Origin of the sequence: Geoalkalibacter ferrihydriticus DSM 17813 (genome assembly GCF_000820505.1) — a bacterium.
Lineage (GTDB): Bacteria > Desulfobacterota > Desulfuromonadia > Desulfuromonadales > Geoalkalibacteraceae > Geoalkalibacter > Geoalkalibacter ferrihydriticus.
Genome location: NZ_JWJD01000001.1, coordinates 64,745 through 83,624 on the forward strand (window position 1 = coordinate 64,745; position 18,880 = coordinate 83,624).

Sequence of the window (18,880 nt, forward strand, 5' to 3'; positions counted from 1 at the left end):
CGCTGCTCAGCAGGGCGCCTCGATTCATATTTTTTCCTCTTGAAAGCCGGGCAGGGTGAAGCTGAATATCGATCCTTTGCCGATCTCGCTCTGCGCCCAGATTCGTCCCTGATGGCCGTGGATGATATTTTTCGATATGGCCAGTCCCAAGCCCGTACCCTGTTCTTTGCAATAGCCCTTGGTGCCGATGTCGGGATAGGGCTGAAAGAGTCTTTTCATATCCTGATCCGCAATGCCGGGACCGCTATCGCCCACGGAAACTTTCAGTGCCTCGCCTTCCAGTGTCGCCATAACTACAACATTGGACCCTTTCCGAGAAAATTTCAGAGCATTTGTGATGAGGTTGTTAAGAACCTGTTTCAGGCGCGGTGCATCATAGGGAATCAGACCCGGGGGTAATTTGTCTTCGAGAATCAATCCGACTTCGACTTGTTGGGCAAGAATCTGGTTGCTCGCAACGGTCTTGGCGAGCATTTTCGAAAAAAGTTGCATGTCAGTTTTCAGGGTAAGTTTGCCGGATTCGATCGCTGAGGTGTCCAGGAGGTCGTTGATCATGGACAACATGAACTCACCGAGGTAGCGAATGTCACAGAACGCCTCGACGATGTTCGGGTTATTGGAGTCGGCCGCCTCTTGGGCCATAAGATCGCTGTAGCTGATAATCGTGCAGATGGGATTGCGCAGGTCATGGGCGGTGATACCCAAAAAGTGATTTTTCATCGCATTGAGCTTGCTCAGCTCTGCGCTTTTCTTGTGAAGTTCGCGCGTCAAATTACTGAGTTCATTGTTGCTTCTCACTAATTCGAGGCGAAGGGTCTCGGCTTCGGCGACATTGATCTGTCCCATAGCCAACACACCGTCGGTCAGCTCAGCAAAGGTAAAGGAGCAGGATTGCGGCAGCCCCGAAAGGGTGGGGATGTTGAGCAGGCACGCCGCGGCATCCTCTTTGGCGGCTTGGACCAGAACAAAGGTCTCCCTGAAATCGAGAAAGATATCCTTGGCTCGGTGGCCGAGTAAGCCTTGCCCCATGACCTTGGCGGCATGAGAGTTCATTTTGCGCAGGCGTTCATCGTCATCGAATTCCAGAACAATAAGCGCGGCTTCCTTTTCGAGATAATCAAGCAGCAGTGTGTCGCGGTGCATGCAGTGCCCTCAGGAAAAGTGCGCCATGATTTGTTCAAGTTCATCGAGGGAACCGACCAGCCAAACCTGTGGCAAGCCGTTTAAAGTCTCGCGCCCTCCCCAGCGAAACGCCTGGCCGCCGACCAGGATAGGCGTCGAGGGAAAGGCTTCATGCAGCGTTTGAATATGGCGCAGCAAGTCGGGTAGATTGGCATAGAGAGTCAGGGACAGGCAAATCAGGTCAGGTTTTTTCTCCGCCACCATCTGCAGCAGATCCTTGATCGGCGTGTTGGCCCCGAGAAAATATCCGTCCCAGCCGTTAAGTTCGAAGAGATCGGCGACCATTTTGCCGCCGACCTGATGATACTCATTGGCCACGCAGGACACGATGGCTTTTCTGCCGCAACGCTCCGAGGCAAAGATGATGGGATGCAACAGGCTCATGGCATTTTCGGTGATAGCCGTTGCAATGTGTTCGGTTGCCACCGAAATGTTATTGGTCTCCCAGAGGTCACCGACCTCATGCATGGAACGCTCGAATAAACCCAAATAAATGCTCTTGAGATCCACCCCGCGATCCATCAGGTCCGCAACGATGCCGAGACAGGTCTGCCGATCCCCTGCAAGTAGGTGGCGCAGGTAGGCAGCGTAATCTTTGGCTGGGACAGAGTTAGCAAAGGAGGATTGTGAGTTGCTCATGATATCGGTTCGGGTGATGTGGAATTTTTAAGGAATAATTTGTAAGAATACTCTTCATTTGGCTGTCAGTCAACCACAATCCAGTATTTGAGGTTATCCGCGGCCATAGCGTGGCCACGGGCCGGTTCTGTTAAGCGAAATACGCACCGATCTTGCTTTTCATGCAATCCTCCTCAATACTGTCGGCAACAGGGCGCGTCATCCATCTTCACTTGCAGCGTGTATGAACTCTATGGCCCCAAAAAACCTTTTTCAAGCCATTCCGGCCCAACTGCCTGACGAATTGCTGCAAACCCTGGCCGGCAATGACCAGGTGCGCATCGAGCGCATTGTTTCGCGCGGACATAGCTCGCCCAAGGGGTTCTGGTACGATCAGCCGCAGGATGAATTTGTGCTGCTGGTGCAGGGCGAAGCCGCGCTTGAATTTCAGGATCCCGGCGAAAGTGTTCGCCTTGTGCAGGGGGATTGGCTGGTTATTCCCGCCCACCGCAAACACCGCGTTGCCTGGACCAGCCCTCATCAGGACAGTATCTGGCTGGCGGTGTTCTTCCCGTTTTCATGAATGGCGAGGACTTGAAAAAAACATCTCTTGGATTCAGGAAATAGCTGAGGCGAGAGCCGACCGAAAAAGAAAAACTCATTTAAGTTATCGTCAACCTGATCAACCGGAGCAACGATATGCAGGAACAGAACTACGCGTCTCCCGACCCAAGTCGCCCGGAGCGTGGCTTTTGGGGCAGACTGGCGCAGGGTGAATTCGGCCTGGCCAAAACCTACTGGGTTTATAACGTGGTGGTGGGGATTGCCGCCAACCTGATTGCCAATGAAATAACCTCTCTGGCCAGCTTGACCCTGTTCATGGCGCTCTATGTCCCTTATCAGGCGACAGTCCTTATGGGCATCTGGCGGGCGGCCGGAACCTATCAAGGATTGAAAATCTGGGCCATGCTGGCCAGGGCCGCCGTTGTCCTGGGATCAATCCTGCTGGCCTTCAGCGTTCTGGGATTGTTGAATCTGTTGGTTCAAGGCTGAATCGGATGATGGCCGCCGCCAGACCAAAACAGCCCTACATGCAACAGAGGCGAGCTTTCGCCCTCCGATTGGCGCGAACACCAAGTGGCGAGGGGCTGAGGCACTCTTTCTTGAACTGGGCGCGGAGATCGCCGAGCGGGGAGGCGTGCGCGTCGAGGTATACCTTTTTTTGGTGTTGTGCGAGTGTTCCACCGTCCGCATCCGCGGTCCCATACCGACAAGGGCGCGGTTGGCTATGAACCGCTCCTCGCGCAATCGCCTGACACCACGGATGCTGGATTGCTTCAGCGGCAGTACGCTTTTTGACCACGTGGCCCGCGTCTGTTGCCGCGCCGGGTGTCTGCCGCGCAAAGAGCTTTATGAAGCCTGGGAGGTGGCACGCCGGGTGCGGCGGCGCATGCGCGGCGGGAGGGTGGTTGATCTCGCCTGTGGTCATGGTTTGCTGGCGTATTTGATGCTGTTGCTCGATGCCGGATCAAGCCAGGCACTGGCGGTTGATCGTCGCTTGCCTGCCAGCGCCGCCAAGTTGGCGCGGGAGTTTGACGAAGAGTGGCCGCGTTTGGCCGAGCGGGTGCAATTTCTTGAATGTGACATAAATGCCGTTAACCTCGGTGCAGGCGACCTGGTGGTTTCAGCCCATGCCTGTGGCAATCTCAGCGATCTGATTGTTGAACGCGTCTTGGCGGCCAGGGCGCGGTTGGCCCTTCTTCCCTGTTGTCATGATCTTAAGGGCGCCGACCTCGGCGGGTTGCAAGGCTGGCTCGACGGCCCTCTTGCTCTCGACGTGTTGCGTGCCGAACGTTTGCGCAGCGCCGGGTACCGGGTTCATACGCAGACGATTCCCGGCGAAATCACGCCCAAGAACCGGTTGCTGCTGGCCGAGCCCATTTGACGCCTTGGTGATTGCCGGACTGAGCGGCCTGTTCGGCGGATATGGGAATCCCACTTAGGGTCGTATCCTGGCTGGTGTGGGTATTATGTTTGGTGGTGGCGTGGGCGCCAGGATCTGGTGCGCGTTGCTGATCGTTCTGCTTAACATTCACAAAAAATCCGAAAGCTTGCTGAAAAATAATTCCGGTTGTTCACGATCCAAAAATGACCCTTCTTTTTTATGCCGAAAGCCGAGGTACTCATGGAAGATGAAAAGATCAAGGTAAAAACCGAAGACGACAAGACTCTGGAAGTGGTGGTTTCCAGCAAGAAAGCCGACGCGATCTGGGTGGTGCTCGGCGAGGGGATTCACAACGTCAAATGCAAGCTCATGCCGACACACAACGGCCTGGCCTACGCCGGGAGCATAATGGGTCGCGAGATTATCTATGAGCGCAGCGTCAAGCAGGTGCGTGAGGACATCGCGCGGCAGCAGCAGGAGCAGGCCCAGTTTCGACGGAGGCCATAAATTGATGGCGTCGCAAAAAGTCCGCCCTACGGCGTTACGGCGTTTTTTCAGGACCTCGACATACCTGATGTATGCCTTCGCCCCTGAAAAACCACCNGATGGCGTCGCAAAAAGTCCGCCCTACGGCGTTACGGCGTTTTTTCAGGACCTCGACATACCTGATGTATGCCTTCGCCCCTGAAAAACCACCGGGCCTTGTAGGACGAAATTTTTGCTTAGCCATCCTCTGAGTTTTTGCGAGTGCATCATAGATTGGCAGGGGATGTTTTTTGGTAACAATTTAGCTGCAACGTCCGCCCCCTGCGGTGCATGCTGAACAGTCACGATTTTTTTAGGATGGATTGTCGATGAAAATCTGGATTGATGCCGATGCCTGCCCGCGCGCGTCAGCGGGGAAATCGTCTATCGGGCGTCGGCGCGCCTGTCAGGCTTTCCAGGGCGGTTTCGTGGGTCTGTCCGGCACTGGTCAGGTATAGGGAGCCGCCGGTAATGGTCAGTTCCCAGACGATGGTGCGCTCCACTTCGGTCGCCACCTGGCTGATGAAGGCGTAATCGACGCCTATGACCTGAATATTGGCCGCATCGGCGAGCTTGCCGCGATATAGCTCGTCCCAGCGAAAACGGTTGGGCCCGGAGGCCAGCAGCACCACGTGCTCAGCGTGGCGGCTTGCCTTCAGCAGTCGTTCGGGCTCGGGCGTCCCCACCTCGATCCAGAGTTTTACCCGGCCGTCCGGCCCCTTGCTCCACAAATCCGGCTCGTCGCCTGCACAGATCCCTTTGCTAAAGCTCAGCTCAGGTTCGAAGCAGATGGCATAGGCCAGCAGGCGCAGCACCAGGCGCTGCGTCGTCTCCGAGGGGTGGCGGGCGAGGGTGGCCTGGAGGGTTTCGTAAATGCCGCGATCCACATGAGACAATTGGACGACGACGCGATGAATGGTGGAGGGTAGGGCCATAGCGGGTGGGGAGTCCTTGTCTTGGGGGGTGAAGTCCAGGGGCATATCCAGTGGCGCGTTTCAGGGCGTATCCGGTTCGGCCCCCGGCGTCAATTCAATGGATGCTGCCATGAAAAGGCACATGTTGCATGCCCGTCGTCGGACTGTGATGTCTTGCAAAAATGGACGAAACTAGGCGGAATCGTCCAGCGAGCGCAGTGGCCCTGAGCGTGGCAAGGGCTGCTTATGTCCCTGCGCATCGACATGGACAAAAGTTACGGTGGTGGAAAAAACCTCTTTTTCCTCGCGCCCACCGGGCTCATCAGCATAGACGTCGACCACATAGCGGATGGAGGTGGCCCCCTGCTTTTCCGGCAGGATGTGGAATCGCAGGATCGAACCGTTGGCCACCGGCTGGCGAAAGCTGATCCGATCCATGCCCACCGTCACCAGCGGGCAGCCGGGGAAATCCCTTGACGCCACCAGCCAGGCGAACTCATCGACCCATTTGAGCATAGCCCCACCGAACAAAAAACCGTAATGATTCAGATGCTCCTGGCGCACAATGGTGTAATTGTTCATCGATATTTTCTCCATGAAAGATGTCTGGCAGGGTAGCCGGTGGGGCAAAAACAAGTCAAGGTCGGATTGTCGGGTCGGACCAATACAAACTCCTAATTTTCCGCCAAATTATCTGCGAAAAAGCCCTTCCACAAGCTTTAGATGAGGCTTTTTGGCGGCAAAATGGTCAATTGTTCACAAAACTCAACCTTGCCGATATCTCCGCAGGGTGGGTGCGGCGGATGTGTGAGGTGGAGTGAAAAATGACGCGGTTGACAATATCCGTCTATGCGGATATTGTTTTCAGCAAAAGTCGACTCCTTTGGTAAAATTTCAACAAATACATACGGGAGGCAGGCATGAGCATCCGCATCGGAATCAACGGCTTTGGCCGCATGGGACGCCTGGCGCTGCGTGCGGCCTGGGAGTGGCCGGAATTCGAAATCGTTCACATCAACGAGGTCAAGGGCGGCGCTGGATGTGCGGCGCATCTGCTGGAGTTCGACTCGGTGCATGGGCGGTGGACGCGCGAGATCAGCGCGGATGGAGCGTCTTTGAGCATCGACGGCAAACGGATCAGCTTTTCCGAGCACAAAACGCCGGGCGAGGTACCCTGGGGTGAGTTGGGGGTGGACATCGTCATTGAGTCTTCGGGTAAGTTCCGCACCACCGCATTGCTGCAGCCCTATTTCGATGGCGGGGTGAAGAAAGTCATCGTTGCCGCGCCGGTCAAGCAGGGGGCGCTCAATGTCGTCATGGGGATCAACGACGACCTCTACGATCCCCACATGCATCATCTGTTGACTGCCGCCAGCTGCACCACCAACTGTCTGGCGCCGCTGGTCAAGGTGCTGCACGAGAAGATCGGCATCGCGCACGGCATCATCACCACCATCCACGATGTTACCAACACCCAGGTGATCGTCGATGCGCCGCACAAGGATCTGCGCCGAGCGCGGGCGGCGGGGCTGTCGCTGATTCCCACCACCACCGGCAGCGCCACCGCCATCACCCTGATTTATCCGGAACTCAAGGGCAAGCTCAACGGGCATGCGGTGCGCGTGCCGCTGCTCACCGGCTCGCTCACCGACGCGGTGTTCGAAATGAAGCACAAGGTGAGTGCCGCCGAGGTCAATCAGCTCTTCAAGGAGGCGGCGGACTCCTATCTCAAGGGGATTCTCGGTGTCGAGGAGCGACCCCTGGTGTCCATCGATTTCAAGGGCGATCCGCGCTCGGCCATTGTTGATGCGCTCTCGACCCTGGTGGTCGATGACACCCAGCTCAAGGTCTATGCCTGGTACGACAACGAAATGGGCTACGTCCATCGCATGATGGAACTCTGCCGCAAGGTGGCCCTGAGCCTGCCATGAGCGAGCTGCGCAACTACGCCCTGGTGACCGGCGCCTACTGGGGATTTACCCTCACGGATGGCGCGTTGCGCATGCTGGTGCTGCTGCATTTTCACCAGCTCGGCTACTCGCCGGTGCAGATCGCCTTTTTGTTTCTGTTCTATGAGTTTTTCGGGATCATCACCAACCTGATCGGCGGCTGGATCGGCTCGCATCTGGGGTTGAAGGTCACCCTGTTCGCGGGTCTGGCGCTGCAGGTGCTGGCGCTGGGTCTGCTGGCGCTGCTCGACCCGAGCTGGTCGGTGCTGGTTTCGGTGACCTACGTGATGGCGCTGCAGGCTCTTTCCGGAATCGCCAAGGATCTGACCAAGATGAGCAGCAAAAGCGCCATCAAGGTGCTGGTTCCCCAGGAGGCGGACAGCGTTCTGTTCAAATGGGTGGCGATTCTCACCGGCTCGAAGAACGCCCTGAAAGGGCTAGGTTTCTTTCTCGGCGGGTTGCTGCTTGCCACGGTGGGATTCCGGGGAGCGCTGCTGCTCATGGCGGCAGGATTGGCGCTGGTGCTGCTGGCGACGATTGTGTCGCTGCCCGGCACCATCGGCATGGCGAAGAAAAAGACTAAATTCAGCGCCATCCTCTCCAAGAGCCGGGATGTGAATCTGCTTTCGGCGGCGCGGCTGTTTCTGTTTGGTTCGCGGGATATCTGGTTCGTGGTCGCTCTGCCGGTGTATCTGTCGGCCAGTCTCGACTGGAGCAGCGCCCAGGTCGGTGGTTTTCTCGCCCTGTGGGTGATCGGCTATGGCGGGGTGCAGGCTTTGGCGCCGAATCTGCTGCATACCCTGACGCAGGGCGGTACGCCGCGCGGCGGTATCGCCACCATCGGAGCCTTTGCCTTGGCAGCCCTGACCGCGCTCATCGCCCTCGGTGTTGCTGCCGACCTCTCGCCCTGGATTACGGTCGTGGCAGGGCTGGCGCTGTTTGGGGTGATTTTTGCCGTCAATTCCTCGGTGCACAGCTATCTGATTCTCGCCTACAGCGAAGCAGACCATGCCTCCCTCAATGTCGGCTTTTACTACATGGCCAATGCCGCCGGGCGCCTGGTCGGCACCCTGCTCTCGGGTTTGGTTTTTCAGTTCGCCGGCCTGATCGGCTGCCTCTGGGTATCGGCCGGATTCGTCCTGCTCGCTGGGGGCATCTCTTTGCTCCTGCCGCGGGGAACCAAACCTTTAAGCCCATGAAAGTCATTTTTTCGCATGGCAAGGAAAGTGGTCCTTGGGGCACCAAGATTCGTGCCCTGGCGGCGGTGGCGAAAACCGCTGGTTGTATGGTGGAGAGTGTCGATTTTCGCCATACCAACGACCCGGACCAGCGGGTACGCCATCTGCTCGATACCGTTTTTCCCGGGGATACGTTGATTCTGGTCGGTTCGAGCATGGGTGGCTATGTCGCCACCCTTGCGGCCAAAACTCTGCGCCCTCGGGGATTGTTTCTGATGGCCCCGGCCTTTTATCTGCCCGGATATATCGAACAGGATCCCGACCCGCAAAATATTCCAACGGTGGTTGTGCATGGTTTGTGGGATGAAGTTGTGCCGTTGGAAAACGCTCTGCGTTTTGCCCGCCGCCACAACAGCGCACTGCATCTTCTTCCCGCAGGACACAGCCTCGTTGAACAGATGCCCGCCGTTGAGCGATTGTTTGCCGGCTTTTTGCAGGATGTCAGGCCGTTCACCTCAGAATAGACCATTGACAGCTTCTCTCATTGCGCGCAGATTGATCTGGTTGATTCTGGTCGACCCGATATCGTCAGCGTTTGAAAATTTGTAACTACGGCCGAGGAGATCCCGGCTTTTCGGCTAAAAAATTTCGAGGATATTTTCTGCTTCTCCATGACTTACTTTGAGTTTATCCGCCAACATCCCCGCCTCGCACTTTTTGGACCGGTTCTGTCCTTTTTCTCGAATTTCGGCCAGACTTTCTTCATCTCTCTTTTCCTGCCGTTTTTCCTGACCGAGTTCGGCCTGACCAACGCCTCCTTCGGTGGTCTCTACTCCGCGGCCACCCTGGGCGGTGCCCTGACTTTGATGTGGGTCGGACAACTCATCGACCGCTACGATCTGAAGCTTTTCAGTGCCCTGGTTGCCTTCGGTATTGCCGCGGCAGCCCTGCTCATGTCGGCGTCCACTTCCGTGTGGATGCTGTTTATCGCTCTTTTTGGGTTGCGGCTTTTCGGCCAAGGATTGGCCAACCACACAGCGCAAACCACCATGGCCCGCTATTTTTTCGCCATACGCGGCAAAGCCTTGAGTGTTTCGGCTCTGGGTCTGCCTCTGGGCGAGGCGATTCTGCCCAGCCTGGGTGCATTTTGCATCGCCTATCTGGGGTGGCGCGGTTCCTGGCTGGCTATCGGCGTGCTGGTGCTGGTGGTTCTGGTGCCCCTGCTGCAGGTGCTGCTGAAATCTCTAGAAACCCATCCCGCGCGCTGGGCGGAAAGTCACTCTGTCCAGGAGCAAATCCCTCAAGCGTCGTGGACTCGCCGACAGGTACTGCGCGATCCGCGTTTTTTCTGCATTCTTCCTGCTTCGCTGCTTTCACCATTTCTGCTGACCGGCTTGTTTCTTTATCAGTTGATTCTGGCTGATTACAAGGGCTGGTCGGTGGAGGTCATGGCCGGCGCCTTCGTGGTTTTTGCCGGCGCCCGGGTGGTGTGTTCGCTCACGGTGGGGCCACTCATCGACCGATTTACCGCTCGCCGCCTGTTTCCCTTGCTGCCCCTGCCGTTGCTCCTGGGGATTTTTTCCCTGTGGCGGGTGGATGCGGCCTGGGCGCCCTTTGTTTATCTGCTGTTTGCCGGCATGACCGAGGGCATGGGGATCAGCGTCAAAAACGCCCTCTGGGCCGAGTTGTACGGAACGCGCACCCTGGGTGCCATTCGCAGCATGCTTTCCACTTTTATTCTGATCAGTACGGCGGTCAGTCCGCTTTTGTTTGGCTGGTTGTTGGATGTGGGTATCGGCTTCGGCTATATTTTGCCTGCCGCCTGTCTGCTCATCGCCGCGTCCATTCTGCTGGCGTTGCTGATTTTCCGCATGGACCCCGGCGGAAAGCCGATTGTCTAGCGCGGCGGGCGGCGGGCTTCGCGGAACCAGGGGCGGTATTCTTCCATGCGTGTTTGCTGTTCGGCGGGGGCGCGACGGCGGCAGGTAGCGAAGTCCGGTGTCCCGGGACCGGCACCCCAGCGCCGTTCCACGCAATCATTGGGATTGTAGGCAATTTCGAGTGACGGCCGCCGCGCATAGATTTCAGCAAGACTCAGGCTCCAGGGACTGCCGTCGCTTCGGGTATAGGTAATGAAGTGCTCCCGGAGGCGTTGCTCATGAAAGCGTTCGATCCGCTCCGCGGCGCTTACCGCGCTCTCGCCCTGCAACACGTAGAGTTCTGGATGACGGCGAATGCGGGCGGGCAGCTCATCCAGAACTTTCATGGCAATCAGCAGGCGCATGTCGCGCGAAGGGGTCGAATAATCCTCCCAGGGCCCGGTTGTCTCGAAGATGGCAGGGCCTCTCGGCATGGGGACGATGGTTCCCGGATGGGTACGTATGTAATTTTCCCCGGCGTCGACGGAACGCACACGGGTTTCAAGTTGTTCCATCAGCGCCTCCAGGGTCGCGACATAGGCTGCCTCGGGGTTCAATCCGTGCGGATTGATGAGTCGCTCCATGCGCGCATAAAATTCCTCTGGCGCCATGCCCTCCTGTTCAAGGGAATAGGGCGGCAGGCCGGAGCTGCCGTCGAGGGAGTTGTTGGGCAGTTGCTTCCATCCGCCCTTTGATCCGTCAGCGACCAGGGCGCGGTAGGCTTTGAATCCGGGGCCGGCGCTCGGGGTTTGGGCGAAGAGAAAGGTTCCTTCCCAAAAGCGTTTGCGGGCCACGGAACTGTCGGGTTGGGCGTCTACTGCGAGCAGGAGTCCGCCACGATTCTCCGTTTGGGGAACCCATTTGACGATGATCAGGGTGTGGCCATAAGGGTCCGCGAAAACAGTACCGGGCCACAGGGCCGAGCGTTCGAGGGGCACGGGGTAGAAGTCGGTGGCTTCGTCGCGCAACGCGGTACGCCCACTGCCGGAGTGGACCCTGTCCATGATCCTGCGGCTTATCTTCCGGAAAATTTCGGAGGAGGCCGGTGATTGAGCGAAAGTGCTCTCGATCTCGGCGGGTTCGCAGCGCGGCGGGCTGGAAGCGCTGCCCCGGCTGCAGGAGCGATAGGCAAGGGGCAATCTCAGTTTCCAGGCGAAGTAAGCGCTCAGAATATAGGGCAAATCGGCGCAATCAGGTTGGGCGTAAAGCTGGTCGTCCTCTCCCTGGCTCAGATAGTCGTAAAGAAAGTTGCGCCCAGGGTCGCGCAGCACGGGTTCAAGAGACGGAAAATTCAGGGACTGTTCGGCCGGGGCGTCAAACAGGTGCTCAATCCACGCTGCATAGAGCGCCTGCATGGCGTGATCCCATTCCCCGGGGCCTCGGTCCTCGACTTGGCCGCCAATCTGAGTCTCGATGCAGGCCACGACTTGCCCCGTCCGTTTGGCTTCGATGCGGTAGTTGCCCTGAGCTGTTTCGGGCAATGTCGCGCGAAGACTCCAAGGCGGTCCGCCACCTTTTGTGGCATGGAGATAGGTTCGACGCCCCGCAGGATCGGTGATTCGCAGACTTGTCAGGTTCCCATCGGTCGCCACAGTCAGGATTTCCAGTGCCTCACCCGGTTGTGGTGCAAGCGGTGCGGTCCAGACGCGGACGTCCTCGCTTTGCCGACATGCAGATTGGGCCCAGGCGCCGTTTGTGACAAGCAGGATGAGCGTCAGGAACTGGGCGACGAGCAAGGGGTACGAGACACGGGATTTGAGCATCGAAGTTTGATCCTCCTGGTTGTGGAGTCAATTGGAAACTGTTCAGTATGCGCCGCAGGGTGCGGCTGCACTGATGTTGCGACTGAAAAGTTACCTTTTCAGGATTTTGGCTCCCGCTTCGCGCATATCTTCGATGGCTTTTTGTCCGCCCTCGGAGGTCACCGGGCGAGTCGCTTCCTCGATCAGTTGCATCTCAAATCCGGCTTTGCGGCCGTCGAGTACTGTGGCCAGCACGCACACATCCTGCGCCAGGCCGCCGACGAAGATGCGCTTGATGTGGTGCTGGTGCAGCCAATTGGCCAGGCCGGTCTGGTCGAAGGCGGAGTTCTGGTCCTGGTCGAAGCGGGTGCCCTTGGTGACGATTTCCGCGTCCAGGGGAGTTTCCAGATGCGGGTGAAAGCGGGCGCCGTCCGTGTCTTGAACGCAATGCGGCGGCCATTTGCCGCCCTGTTGCTCAAAACTCATATGATGTTTGGGATGCCAGTCCCGCGAGAGGTAGACGGGAGCACCGGCATCACGGGCGGTGCGCATCCAGGTGTTGAGCACCGGCACCACCTCGTCGCCTTTTTCAATGGGCAGAGCGCCGCCCGGACAGAAATCCTTCTGAACATCGATCACCAACAGCAGATCACCGGTTTTAAATGAGGGGATTTTCGCAGTCATTGATTGCTCCTTTGGATGGCTCTTCGGAATTATGGGTTTCTCGTCTACACTCTACCCAAGAAGGTTGGCCTGTCCAGGTAAGCAGGGAATGGATGCAATGGAGAAATCATGAACAAAAAAATCGACGTCGCCTGCGCGATAATCGAAAAAGATGGAATGGTGCTGGCGGCACAACGCAGCGAATCCATGAGCCTGCCGTTGAAATGGGAATTCCCCGGCGGCAAAATCGAACCCCGTGAAGACGCCCGCGACTGTCTGGAGCGCGAACTTATGGAAGAGTTGGGGGTTGGCATTCATATCCATGCAGCCCTTTCTCCCTCCTCCTGGCGCTACCCTGATTTTGCCATCACCTTGCACCCCTTCGTCTGTACTCTCAAACCGGGAACCATCCATCTTGTCGAGCACAAAGCCATTCGCTGGATCAGGCCCGAAGAAATGGGCCGGCTTGATTGGGCCGAGGCCGACGGGCCGGTTCTCGAAAACTACTTTCGCTACCTCGGCCAACGCGTCGACTAAAATTGCAGCCCAGCGTAGCTGTTTCGCAGGCAGGAAGCCTTCAGTTTTGGTCTGTGTGCGCTTGCTGCATCTGCGCGATTTCGTCCTGCAGGGCGTTTGCGATACCTTTGGCGTTGTCCTGGGGCGGTTTATCCGCATCGCGCCATTGTTGCGGGTCACAGGGCTCGCCAAAAACAATGCGGATGCGGCCGCGGCGCGGCCAGAGCTTGCCGCTGGGCAAAAGCTCGTAGGTGCCGTCGATCAAGACTGGAACCACCGGCGCCGGATAACGCGTCAAAATCAATCCGATGCCGGGCTTGAACCGCTGCAGTTTCCCGTCGCGCGCGCGACGGCCCTCGGGAAACCACACCAGATTGCGTTCTTTGTTTAAAATCGCGGCGCCAAAGGCCAGACTCGAGATCACGGCGCGTTTCGGATCAATGGGCACGGCGTTTCCCAGGCGGCTGATGGCTCTGACCAGGGGGTTGCCAAAGGCGATGCCGGTCCACCCGCCCCACCAGGTTTTTTTCAGGACCTCCTGCGGCAGGGCCGCGGCAATCACCAGTGGATCAAGGCTGCTGAGATGGTTGGGAGCAAGCACGCAATGGCCGTCGGGAAGGTTGTCAAGGCCGGAGATTTCCACATCGAAATAAGCCTTGGTGAGCAGACGATTCAGGGCAAACGCCATACTCTGGACATGGCCCAGCAGCGGGCCTGCGGGTCTGAGCCAGCGCCTCTGCTGGTCGCTGAGGACCTCTTCGGGCTTCTCCAAGGGTTCGCCGGAGAAGCTCGCACCGCCCTCTTGTTCCTCCGTGGCGATTATCTGTAAGAGATCCCGTACAGACTTGACCTCGGCGATGACCTCCTCATCCAATTCGATGCCGGTGCGCTGACCGATTTCAACGGTCACCGTCAACCATTCCAATGAATCAATGCCCAGATCACTTTGCAGGCGTGAATCGGGGGTTAAGCCCTTGTCGGCGTAACGATGGGAGAACCAGTCCCAGGTGGAGCGGGCCGCGGAATTAGCGAGCAACGCCCGGTCTTCACCGGACATCTCTTCAAGGGGTAGCGGTTCTTTGCGTGCTTCGTCCGTTTTGCCGCCTTGAGCGGCATGATATTCTTCGGCCAGCAGATGGCGGCGGATTTTTCCCAGGCGCGTCCGTGGCAGCGAGCGACTGGTCAGGGCGAAGTCGGTCAAGTGCCAGTAGCTCGGCAGATCATCGGCGATCTGCTGCAAAGCGGTTTCAATTTTTTCTTTGGCGTCTTGCTCGGTATCTTCCGCTACCACCAGGGCGACCAATTTGCCATCTTCCTCCAGTACGCCGATTTCTTTGATTTGCGAACTTTTCGCATAGGCCTCCTCGACGTCTTCCGGATTGATGTTTTTGCCGCTTTCCGTGACGATCAGGGTCGATGCGCGCCCGGAAAGACAGAGAAAACCTTGCTCATCGATGGTGCCGAGATCGCCCGTGCGAAACCAGCCCTCCTCGGTGAAAGCTTTTTCGTTCTTCTCAGGCATCTTGTAATAGCCGCGAAAGACGTTGGGGCCTATGGCGAGCACCTCACCTTGGTTTTCATCCTCACCCTGCTTAAGGTCAAGTTTGAGTTCAACTCCGACAATGGCTTTGCCGACGCTGTCGAAGCGGCCGGAATCTGGGGGATTAAGGGTCAGCAGGGGCGATGTTTCCGTTAAGCCGTAGCCGATGGCGACCTGCCAGCCCAGGCCGACGAGAAAGCGTCCCAGGTCGGGGTCGAGGGGGGAGCCTCCCGAGGCGAGGAGGCGCAACTGGGGCCCGATCTGTTGATGCAGGGGGTAGAACAGAACATTGGCCGGATTCCATTTTGTTTTTAGTTGAGTCGCCGAATTGAAATGCACCAGACGGGTGAAGGTACGCCCCAGCAGTTCATTTTTGGCGCTAATCCGTTGGGTTATGGCGTCGTGAAGAGCCCGATACAGACGCGGCACGCCGCAAATAACGCTGACCTCGGCTTCCTTGAGGGCGCGCAGAATCTGCGGCCCTGTCATGGCCAAAGGCAGAACGATGGGAATTTTCGCTCCCAAGGGCAACAACATTCCTATGACGAAGGGGTAGACATGGTGCAGCGGTAGGGGCAGCAGAACCCGGTCGTCTTCGCGTGTCAGGTTGGTTCGCAGAATCCGTTTGATCTGAAAAATGAGGTTGCCGTGGGTCAGGGGTACGCCTTTGGGTGGTCCCGTGGTTCCGGAGGTGTAAAAGAGGGTTGCTTCGTCATCCTCGGTGAGGTTCGGCAGGTCTGCGTCGCCCTGCAAGGTCCAGAGACTCTCTCCGTTTTCTTCGTTTCGATCAAGCAGCAGGGTGCGCGGCGGCTCGGTGGAGAGTTCTTTGAGCCGCTCAAGAAGGTTTTGGCTGGTCAGCATCAGGCGGGGTTCGCAATTTTCCAGGATTCTCTCCATCGCCTTACGGTCCAGCTGGACATCAAGAGGGACAACCCGCCCCCCGGCGCGGATCACCGCCAGACAGGCGATAATCCATTCGGGTGAGTTTTCCGCCCAGAGAGCAACGGCGTCACCTTTGTCGACACCGGCCTCGCGCAGGGCGGCGGCAGTGCTCTGGATCTGCTCAAAAAGCTTTGCCCGACTGATTTGCCGCGCATCCTGCTTGCGTAGGGCATGGATGGCGGTCTTGCGCCCCTGCTGCTCCAGGGCGTCGATGAGGTCCGCCAGGGTTTGGAATCGGTCAGGGCGAGCAGGCGATTTCTTTTCTTGGGGCATCTGATTTTTCTCCCTGAAAGTGTTTTTTTGACCTCCATAGCCTTTTTGGGAAAATCACTGTTGCGTCATGTCCCTCAGCACTTCGGCAAGAAGCTGGGCAAGGGTGTAGCGCTGGAGGTAGGACACATCTGCACCCGGATTGGCGACGCTGTCGGTGGAGATGATCCGCTGGATGGAAAACTCTTCCAGGCGAGCCCGCGCCTGACCCACCAGCAGAGCATGTGCGGCGATGATGGAAAACTCGGGCCTGGCGCCTTCCTTGAGCAACGCCTCCATGGCGGCGATAAGGGTGCCGCCGGTGCTGATCATGTCATCCACCAGGACCGGAGCGCGATCTTTCACTTCGCCGGTGATCGCTTGCACCTCAACCTCCTGGTCGCTCTTGCGTACTTTTTCGATGTACGCCACGGGCAGGCGTAGCAGTTCGCCATAGCGCTGCGCCAGCTTGACCGCGCCGGCATCGGGCGCCACCAGCACCTGGTCGGGCTTGCGGTATTCGCGAAACGCCTCGGCCAGCAGCGGTAGGGCCGTCAGATGAGCCAGTGGAATTCCTGAAAATCCTTCGATGGCGGCGTTATGCAGGTCAACGGCGACGATTCGGTCATAGCGGGCGGCGAGCAGGTCCGTCATGAGGCGCGCGGCAATGGGTTCTTCGCCACTGACGCGGCGGTCCTGGCGGGCATAGCCGAAGTAGGGAATGACCGCTGTCAGGCGCCGTGCGCCGCGGCGGCGGCAGGCATCGGCGAGCAGCAGCATTTCAAAAAGATGGCGATCCGCTGGTGCCGCGGTGGATTGCAGAACAAAGACTTCGCCACCAGACACCGGCTCTTTGACCTCGACTCTGATTTCCCCGTCGGCGAAATCTTCAATCAGGCAGCGGGCCGGTGCGATACCCAAAGCTTTTGTCAGGTTGCGACCCAGATCCGGGTGTGAGCGTCCCAGGATGAGAATCGGGTTCATGGCGCCTCCTCGAACTTTCTTTTCCCCTCTCACTCTACAAAAATCCTGAACGTTTTCAATATGAACGATGCGCATTATCCGAAAAAACCACGGCAGGCTGGTTCTTGAAAAGTAAACGGGGAGCCGAGAGATCCTGGACACTCTGGGGAACCTGGAGAATTATTCGGGCATCTTTATGCAGGCTTGTGCTGCAACCGACATTGCGGTGAAGGTTAGGCTGGGGCGGCTATCCTCACCTCGACGCAGGCGCACCGAGCCTGCCCAGTGACAGTCGTCCTGCGCCGGATAGTCGCTGCGATAATGCGCTCCACGGCTTTCGCAGCGCGTGGCCGCCGCCAACAGCAACAGGCGCGCGACGGCCAGATGATTGCGCCCCCCGAACCAACGCGCCGGGGATGCGAACTGTTCCACGGCATCGAACTGTTTTTGCAATCCTTCCAGTTTTGCCAATCCGCGGGTCATTTCCTTCGCGCATCGAACCACCCCGGCATGGTCCCACAGCAGGCGGGACACCTCCGTCGAAAATCCCACCGAATCCTCGCCCGTGACGAAATCGGGCAAGGTGAGAATAGCAGCAGATATTTCGTGTCTTCGCGGGGGCATTTGCGCCGCCGCGCGCCCGGCGATGCGCCCGAACACGGCCGCCTCCGTCAGGGCGTTGCCGCCGAGGCGATTGGCGCCGTGCACACCCCCTGTTACTTCACCGGCGGCGAACAGGCCGGGTAGGGTGGTTGCGGCGGTTTCATCGATGGTCACCCCACCCATGAGAAAGTGCACGCTGACGCCCACGGTCACCGGTGTTTGTGACAGATTGCAGCCGTAGCGCGCCAACAGATCCCACAGGCCGCGATAACGGGATTCGGTTTTATCCGTTGCCACGCCCGAGAGGTCGAGGTGGACTCCGCCGTCGAGGCCGCGTCCGGCACGGACTTCGGCATCGATGGCGCGGGCCATGATGTCGCGGGTTGCACGGGTTTCTCCCTCCGGGCAGATTTCGAGCAGAAACCGTTCCCCTTTGCTGTTGCGCAGCACCGCGCCGTCGCTGAACAAAGTGGTGGGATAAATGATGCGCGCCGGAGCGATGCCCATGAGGGGGTGAAACTGAACGAATTCCAGGTCGCGCACTTCGGCTCCGGCTCGATAGGCCAGGCCAAGCCCGTCTCCCGTGATATCGCTGGTGTTGTTGGTGCGGGAGAATAATCGGCCCCCGCCGCCGCTTGCCAAAACCACGGCAGAGGCTTGGATAAAACCAAAAACGTTCTGTCCGCTGAGAAACAGGGCTCCCTGGGCCTGGCCCTTTTCGATGCTCAATTCGAGGGCCCGGGCATTTTCGAGAAAGCGCACCCCGGCCCTTTTGGCGACGGCCAGCAAGGGCAGAGATAGAGCTAAGCCAGAAGTCTGCATCGGGTAGCCTGCCATCTCGACGGTCAAGGTACGCGGGCGGCTGTGGCCTGGATTCATCTGGCGCAAAAGCCGATTTTCACGATGCATTAAGCGGATGCCGCATTCTTCGAGAAATCCGATGGTTGCGCGGGACTCCCGGGCCAGGCACAACGCCAGCCTGGGGTCGCCGATGCCGCGCCCCCCACGCAAGATGTCGGCGGCGAAAAGCTCAGCAGAATCTTCATCCGAATCGGACAGTGCCGAAATGTTGCCCGCCGCCATGATGGTGCTTCCGCTGCGCCCGGCACGGCTTTTACACAGCAGCAGCACCTCGCGTCCTGCACGGCGTGCCTCGATGGCCGCGCAGAGGCCGGCAAGCCCTCCACCGATGACCAGTACGTCGGTTTGTAATTTTTTCATGACGATATCCCCGTTAGATGGGAAAGAGAATCATCCTCAAAATATAGCGCCCTTTTCTTGATGGTCGCAAGGTCTTGCCTGGTCGGATCTCACGGATCCAGGTATAATAGAAGGAAACGGACGAGGGATTTTTTGCCCTGCGGGTGGTGATTGGCGACCGGCCCCGAGGGCGCAGCGTAAGGGTGAAAAATCGAAAAGTCGTCTTTTCCCT

General features: G+C 58.2%; 18 protein-coding genes and 1 pseudogene. 10 read left to right on the plus strand and 9 right to left on the minus strand.

Annotated features, from left to right (window positions below; all coding sequences use genetic code 11):
• Nucleotides 1-24: 24 nt before the first annotated feature.
• On the minus strand, nucleotides 25-1,143 hold the full coding sequence (locus GFER_RS00305) for a sensor histidine kinase (protein ID WP_052445806.1): 1,119 nt from the start codon (nucleotides 1,141-1,143) through the stop codon (nucleotides 25-27).
• Nucleotides 1,144-1,152: 9 nt separating this feature from the next.
• A complete protein-coding gene (locus GFER_RS00310; protein WP_040095035.1) occupies nucleotides 1,153-1,821 on the minus strand; it encodes a cobalamin B12-binding domain-containing protein in 669 nt (222 codons plus the stop codon).
• Nucleotides 1,822-2,053: 232 nt separating this feature from the next.
• Between GFER_RS00310 and GFER_RS00315 the strand changes: the two genes are divergently transcribed.
• The 5 genes and pseudogenes from GFER_RS00315 to GFER_RS00330 all read left to right on the plus strand — a co-directional run bounded on the left by GFER_RS00315 (nucleotide 2,054) and on the right by GFER_RS00330 (nucleotide 4,252).
• Nucleotides 2,054-2,383: a cupin domain-containing protein gene (locus GFER_RS00315; RefSeq protein ID WP_040097051.1), complete on the plus strand. Its 330-nt coding sequence runs from the start codon at nucleotides 2,054-2,056 to the stop codon at nucleotides 2,381-2,383.
• 116 nt (nucleotides 2,384-2,499) lie between these two features.
• Nucleotides 2,500-2,853, plus strand: a complete 354-nt coding sequence (locus GFER_RS00320; RefSeq protein ID WP_040095037.1) for a hypothetical protein — start codon at nucleotides 2,500-2,502, stop codon at nucleotides 2,851-2,853.
• A 67-nt stretch (nucleotides 2,854-2,920) separates the two neighbouring features.
• Nucleotides 2,921-3,159: pseudogene (locus GFER_RS19640) on the plus strand (hypothetical protein).
• Complete coding sequence (locus GFER_RS00325) at nucleotides 3,089-3,745, plus strand: methyltransferase (protein ID WP_040095040.1); 657 nt, start codon at nucleotides 3,089-3,091, stop codon at nucleotides 3,743-3,745. The pseudogene GFER_RS19640 and the gene GFER_RS00325 overlap by 71 nt, the downstream one beginning before the upstream one ends.
• A gap of 219 nt (nucleotides 3,746-3,964) precedes the next feature.
• Entirely contained in the window at nucleotides 3,965-4,252 is a 288-nt protein-coding gene (locus GFER_RS00330) for a hypothetical protein (protein ID WP_040095042.1), read from the plus strand.
• Nucleotides 4,253-4,638: 386 nt separating this feature from the next.
• On the opposite strand, the gene GFER_RS00335 is transcribed toward GFER_RS00330, so the two are convergent.
• Both GFER_RS00335 and GFER_RS00340 read right to left on the minus strand, forming a co-directional pair.
• Nucleotides 4,639-5,205 (minus strand): YaeQ family protein, encoded by a 567-nt coding sequence (locus GFER_RS00335; protein WP_040095044.1) that lies wholly within the window; start codon nucleotides 5,203-5,205, stop codon nucleotides 4,639-4,641.
• A 171-nt stretch (nucleotides 5,206-5,376) separates the two neighbouring features.
• Entirely contained in the window at nucleotides 5,377-5,766 is a 390-nt protein-coding gene (locus GFER_RS00340) for an acyl-CoA thioesterase (RefSeq protein ID WP_040095046.1), read from the minus strand.
• 338 nt (nucleotides 5,767-6,104) lie between these two features.
• Here GFER_RS00340 and GFER_RS00345 point away from each other — a divergent pair, with 338 nt between their 5' ends.
• The 4 genes from GFER_RS00345 to GFER_RS00360 all read left to right on the plus strand — a co-directional run bounded on the left by GFER_RS00345 (nucleotide 6,105) and on the right by GFER_RS00360 (nucleotide 10,212).
• Nucleotides 6,105-7,115, plus strand: coding sequence for an ArsJ-associated glyceraldehyde-3-phosphate dehydrogenase (locus GFER_RS00345; protein ID WP_040095048.1), 1,011 nt, complete (start codon nucleotides 6,105-6,107; stop codon nucleotides 7,113-7,115).
• On the plus strand, nucleotides 7,112-8,332 hold the full coding sequence (gene arsJ, locus GFER_RS00350) for an organoarsenical effux MFS transporter ArsJ (protein ID WP_040095051.1): 1,221 nt from the start codon (nucleotides 7,112-7,114) through the stop codon (nucleotides 8,330-8,332). Before GFER_RS00345 ends, arsJ begins: the two co-directional genes overlap by 4 nt.
• Nucleotides 8,329-8,835, plus strand: coding sequence for a YqiA/YcfP family alpha/beta fold hydrolase (locus GFER_RS00355; protein ID WP_040095053.1), 507 nt, complete (start codon nucleotides 8,329-8,331; stop codon nucleotides 8,833-8,835). The genes arsJ and GFER_RS00355 overlap by 4 nt, the downstream gene beginning before the upstream one ends.
• A gap of 147 nt (nucleotides 8,836-8,982) precedes the next feature.
• On the plus strand, nucleotides 8,983-10,212 hold the full coding sequence (locus GFER_RS00360; protein ID WP_052445807.1) for an MFS transporter: 1,230 nt from the start codon (nucleotides 8,983-8,985) through the stop codon (nucleotides 10,210-10,212).
• On the opposite strand, the gene GFER_RS00365 is transcribed toward GFER_RS00360, so the two are convergent.
• Entirely contained in the window at nucleotides 10,209-11,993 is a 1,785-nt protein-coding gene (locus GFER_RS00365) for a hypothetical protein (RefSeq protein WP_040095055.1), read from the minus strand. The genes GFER_RS00360 and GFER_RS00365 overlap by 4 nt on opposite strands.
• A gap of 90 nt (nucleotides 11,994-12,083) precedes the next feature.
• On the minus strand, nucleotides 12,084-12,656 hold the full coding sequence (locus GFER_RS00370) for a nicotinamidase (RefSeq protein ID WP_040095057.1): 573 nt from the start codon (nucleotides 12,654-12,656) through the stop codon (nucleotides 12,084-12,086).
• A gap of 108 nt (nucleotides 12,657-12,764) precedes the next feature.
• On the opposite strand from GFER_RS00370, the gene GFER_RS00375 reads away from it, so the two are divergent.
• Nucleotides 12,765-13,172, plus strand: a complete 408-nt coding sequence (locus GFER_RS00375) for a (deoxy)nucleoside triphosphate pyrophosphohydrolase (protein ID WP_040095059.1) — start codon at nucleotides 12,765-12,767, stop codon at nucleotides 13,170-13,172.
• A 40-nt stretch (nucleotides 13,173-13,212) separates the two neighbouring features.
• Here GFER_RS00375 and GFER_RS00380 read toward each other — a convergent pair whose 3' ends face one another.
• The 3 genes from GFER_RS00380 to GFER_RS00390 form a co-directional block, all read right to left on the minus strand.
• Nucleotides 13,213-15,906, minus strand: a complete 2,694-nt coding sequence (locus tag GFER_RS00380; RefSeq protein ID WP_052445808.1) for an AMP-binding protein — start codon at nucleotides 15,904-15,906, stop codon at nucleotides 13,213-13,215.
• Between the two features lie 54 nt (nucleotides 15,907-15,960).
• Nucleotides 15,961-16,866 carry a ribose-phosphate diphosphokinase gene (locus tag GFER_RS00385; protein ID WP_040095062.1) on the minus strand — a complete coding sequence of 302 codons (906 nt, stop codon included), beginning with the start codon at nucleotides 16,864-16,866 and terminating at the stop codon, nucleotides 15,961-15,963.
• 159 nt (nucleotides 16,867-17,025) lie between these two features.
• The gene (locus tag GFER_RS00390; protein WP_040095064.1) at nucleotides 17,026-18,669 is read right to left on the minus strand and encodes an L-aspartate oxidase; all 1,644 of its coding nucleotides are present in this window, start codon (nucleotides 18,667-18,669) and stop codon (nucleotides 17,026-17,028) included.
• Nucleotides 18,670-18,880 lie beyond the last annotated feature (211 nt).

Bases quoted from the DNA above. Each gene is read 5' to 3' on its own strand.
- GFER_RS00370 (WP_040095057.1), bottom strand. From the start codon at position 12,656: ATGACTGCGAAAATCCCCTCATTTAAAACCGGTGATCTGCTGTTGGTG.
- GFER_RS00355 (WP_040095053.1), top strand. From the start codon at position 8,329: ATGAAAGTCATTTTTTCGCATGGCAAGGAAAGTGGTCCTTGGGGCACC.
- GFER_RS00390 (WP_040095064.1), bottom strand. From the start codon at position 18,669: ATGAAAAAATTACAAACCGACGTACTGGTCATCGGTGGAGGGCTTGCC.
- GFER_RS00340 (WP_040095046.1), bottom strand. From the start codon at position 5,766: ATGAACAATTACACCATTGTGCGCCAGGAGCATCTGAATCATTACGGT.
- GFER_RS00380 (WP_052445808.1), bottom strand. From the start codon at position 15,906: ATGCCCCAAGAAAAGAAATCGCCTGCTCGCCCTGACCGATTCCAAACC.
- GFER_RS00330 (WP_040095042.1), top strand. From the start codon at position 3,965: ATGCCGAAAGCCGAGGTACTCATGGAAGATGAAAAGATCAAGGTAAAA.
- GFER_RS00310 (WP_040095035.1), bottom strand. From the start codon at position 1,821: ATGAGCAACTCACAATCCTCCTTTGCTAACTCTGTCCCAGCCAAAGAT.
- GFER_RS00375 (WP_040095059.1), top strand. From the start codon at position 12,765: ATGAACAAAAAAATCGACGTCGCCTGCGCGATAATCGAAAAAGATGGA.
- GFER_RS00365 (WP_040095055.1), bottom strand. From the start codon at position 11,993: ATGCTCAAATCCCGTGTCTCGTACCCCTTGCTCGTCGCCCAGTTCCTG.
- GFER_RS00305 (WP_052445806.1), bottom strand. From the start codon at position 1,143: ATGCACCGCGACACACTGCTGCTTGATTATCTCGAAAAGGAAGCCGCG.
- GFER_RS00335 (WP_040095044.1), bottom strand. From the start codon at position 5,205: ATGGCCCTACCCTCCACCATTCATCGCGTCGTCGTCCAATTGTCTCAT.
- GFER_RS00325 (WP_040095040.1), top strand. From the start codon at position 3,089: ATGAACCGCTCCTCGCGCAATCGCCTGACACCACGGATGCTGGATTGC.
- GFER_RS00320 (WP_040095037.1), top strand. From the start codon at position 2,500: ATGCAGGAACAGAACTACGCGTCTCCCGACCCAAGTCGCCCGGAGCGT.
- arsJ (WP_040095051.1), top strand. From the start codon at position 7,112: ATGAGCGAGCTGCGCAACTACGCCCTGGTGACCGGCGCCTACTGGGGA.
- GFER_RS00315 (WP_040097051.1), top strand. From the start codon at position 2,054: ATGGCCCCAAAAAACCTTTTTCAAGCCATTCCGGCCCAACTGCCTGAC.
- GFER_RS00345 (WP_040095048.1), top strand. From the start codon at position 6,105: ATGAGCATCCGCATCGGAATCAACGGCTTTGGCCGCATGGGACGCCTG.
- GFER_RS00360 (WP_052445807.1), top strand. From the start codon at position 8,983: ATGACTTACTTTGAGTTTATCCGCCAACATCCCCGCCTCGCACTTTTT.
- GFER_RS00385 (WP_040095062.1), bottom strand. From the start codon at position 16,866: ATGAACCCGATTCTCATCCTGGGACGCTCACACCCGGATCTGGGTCGC.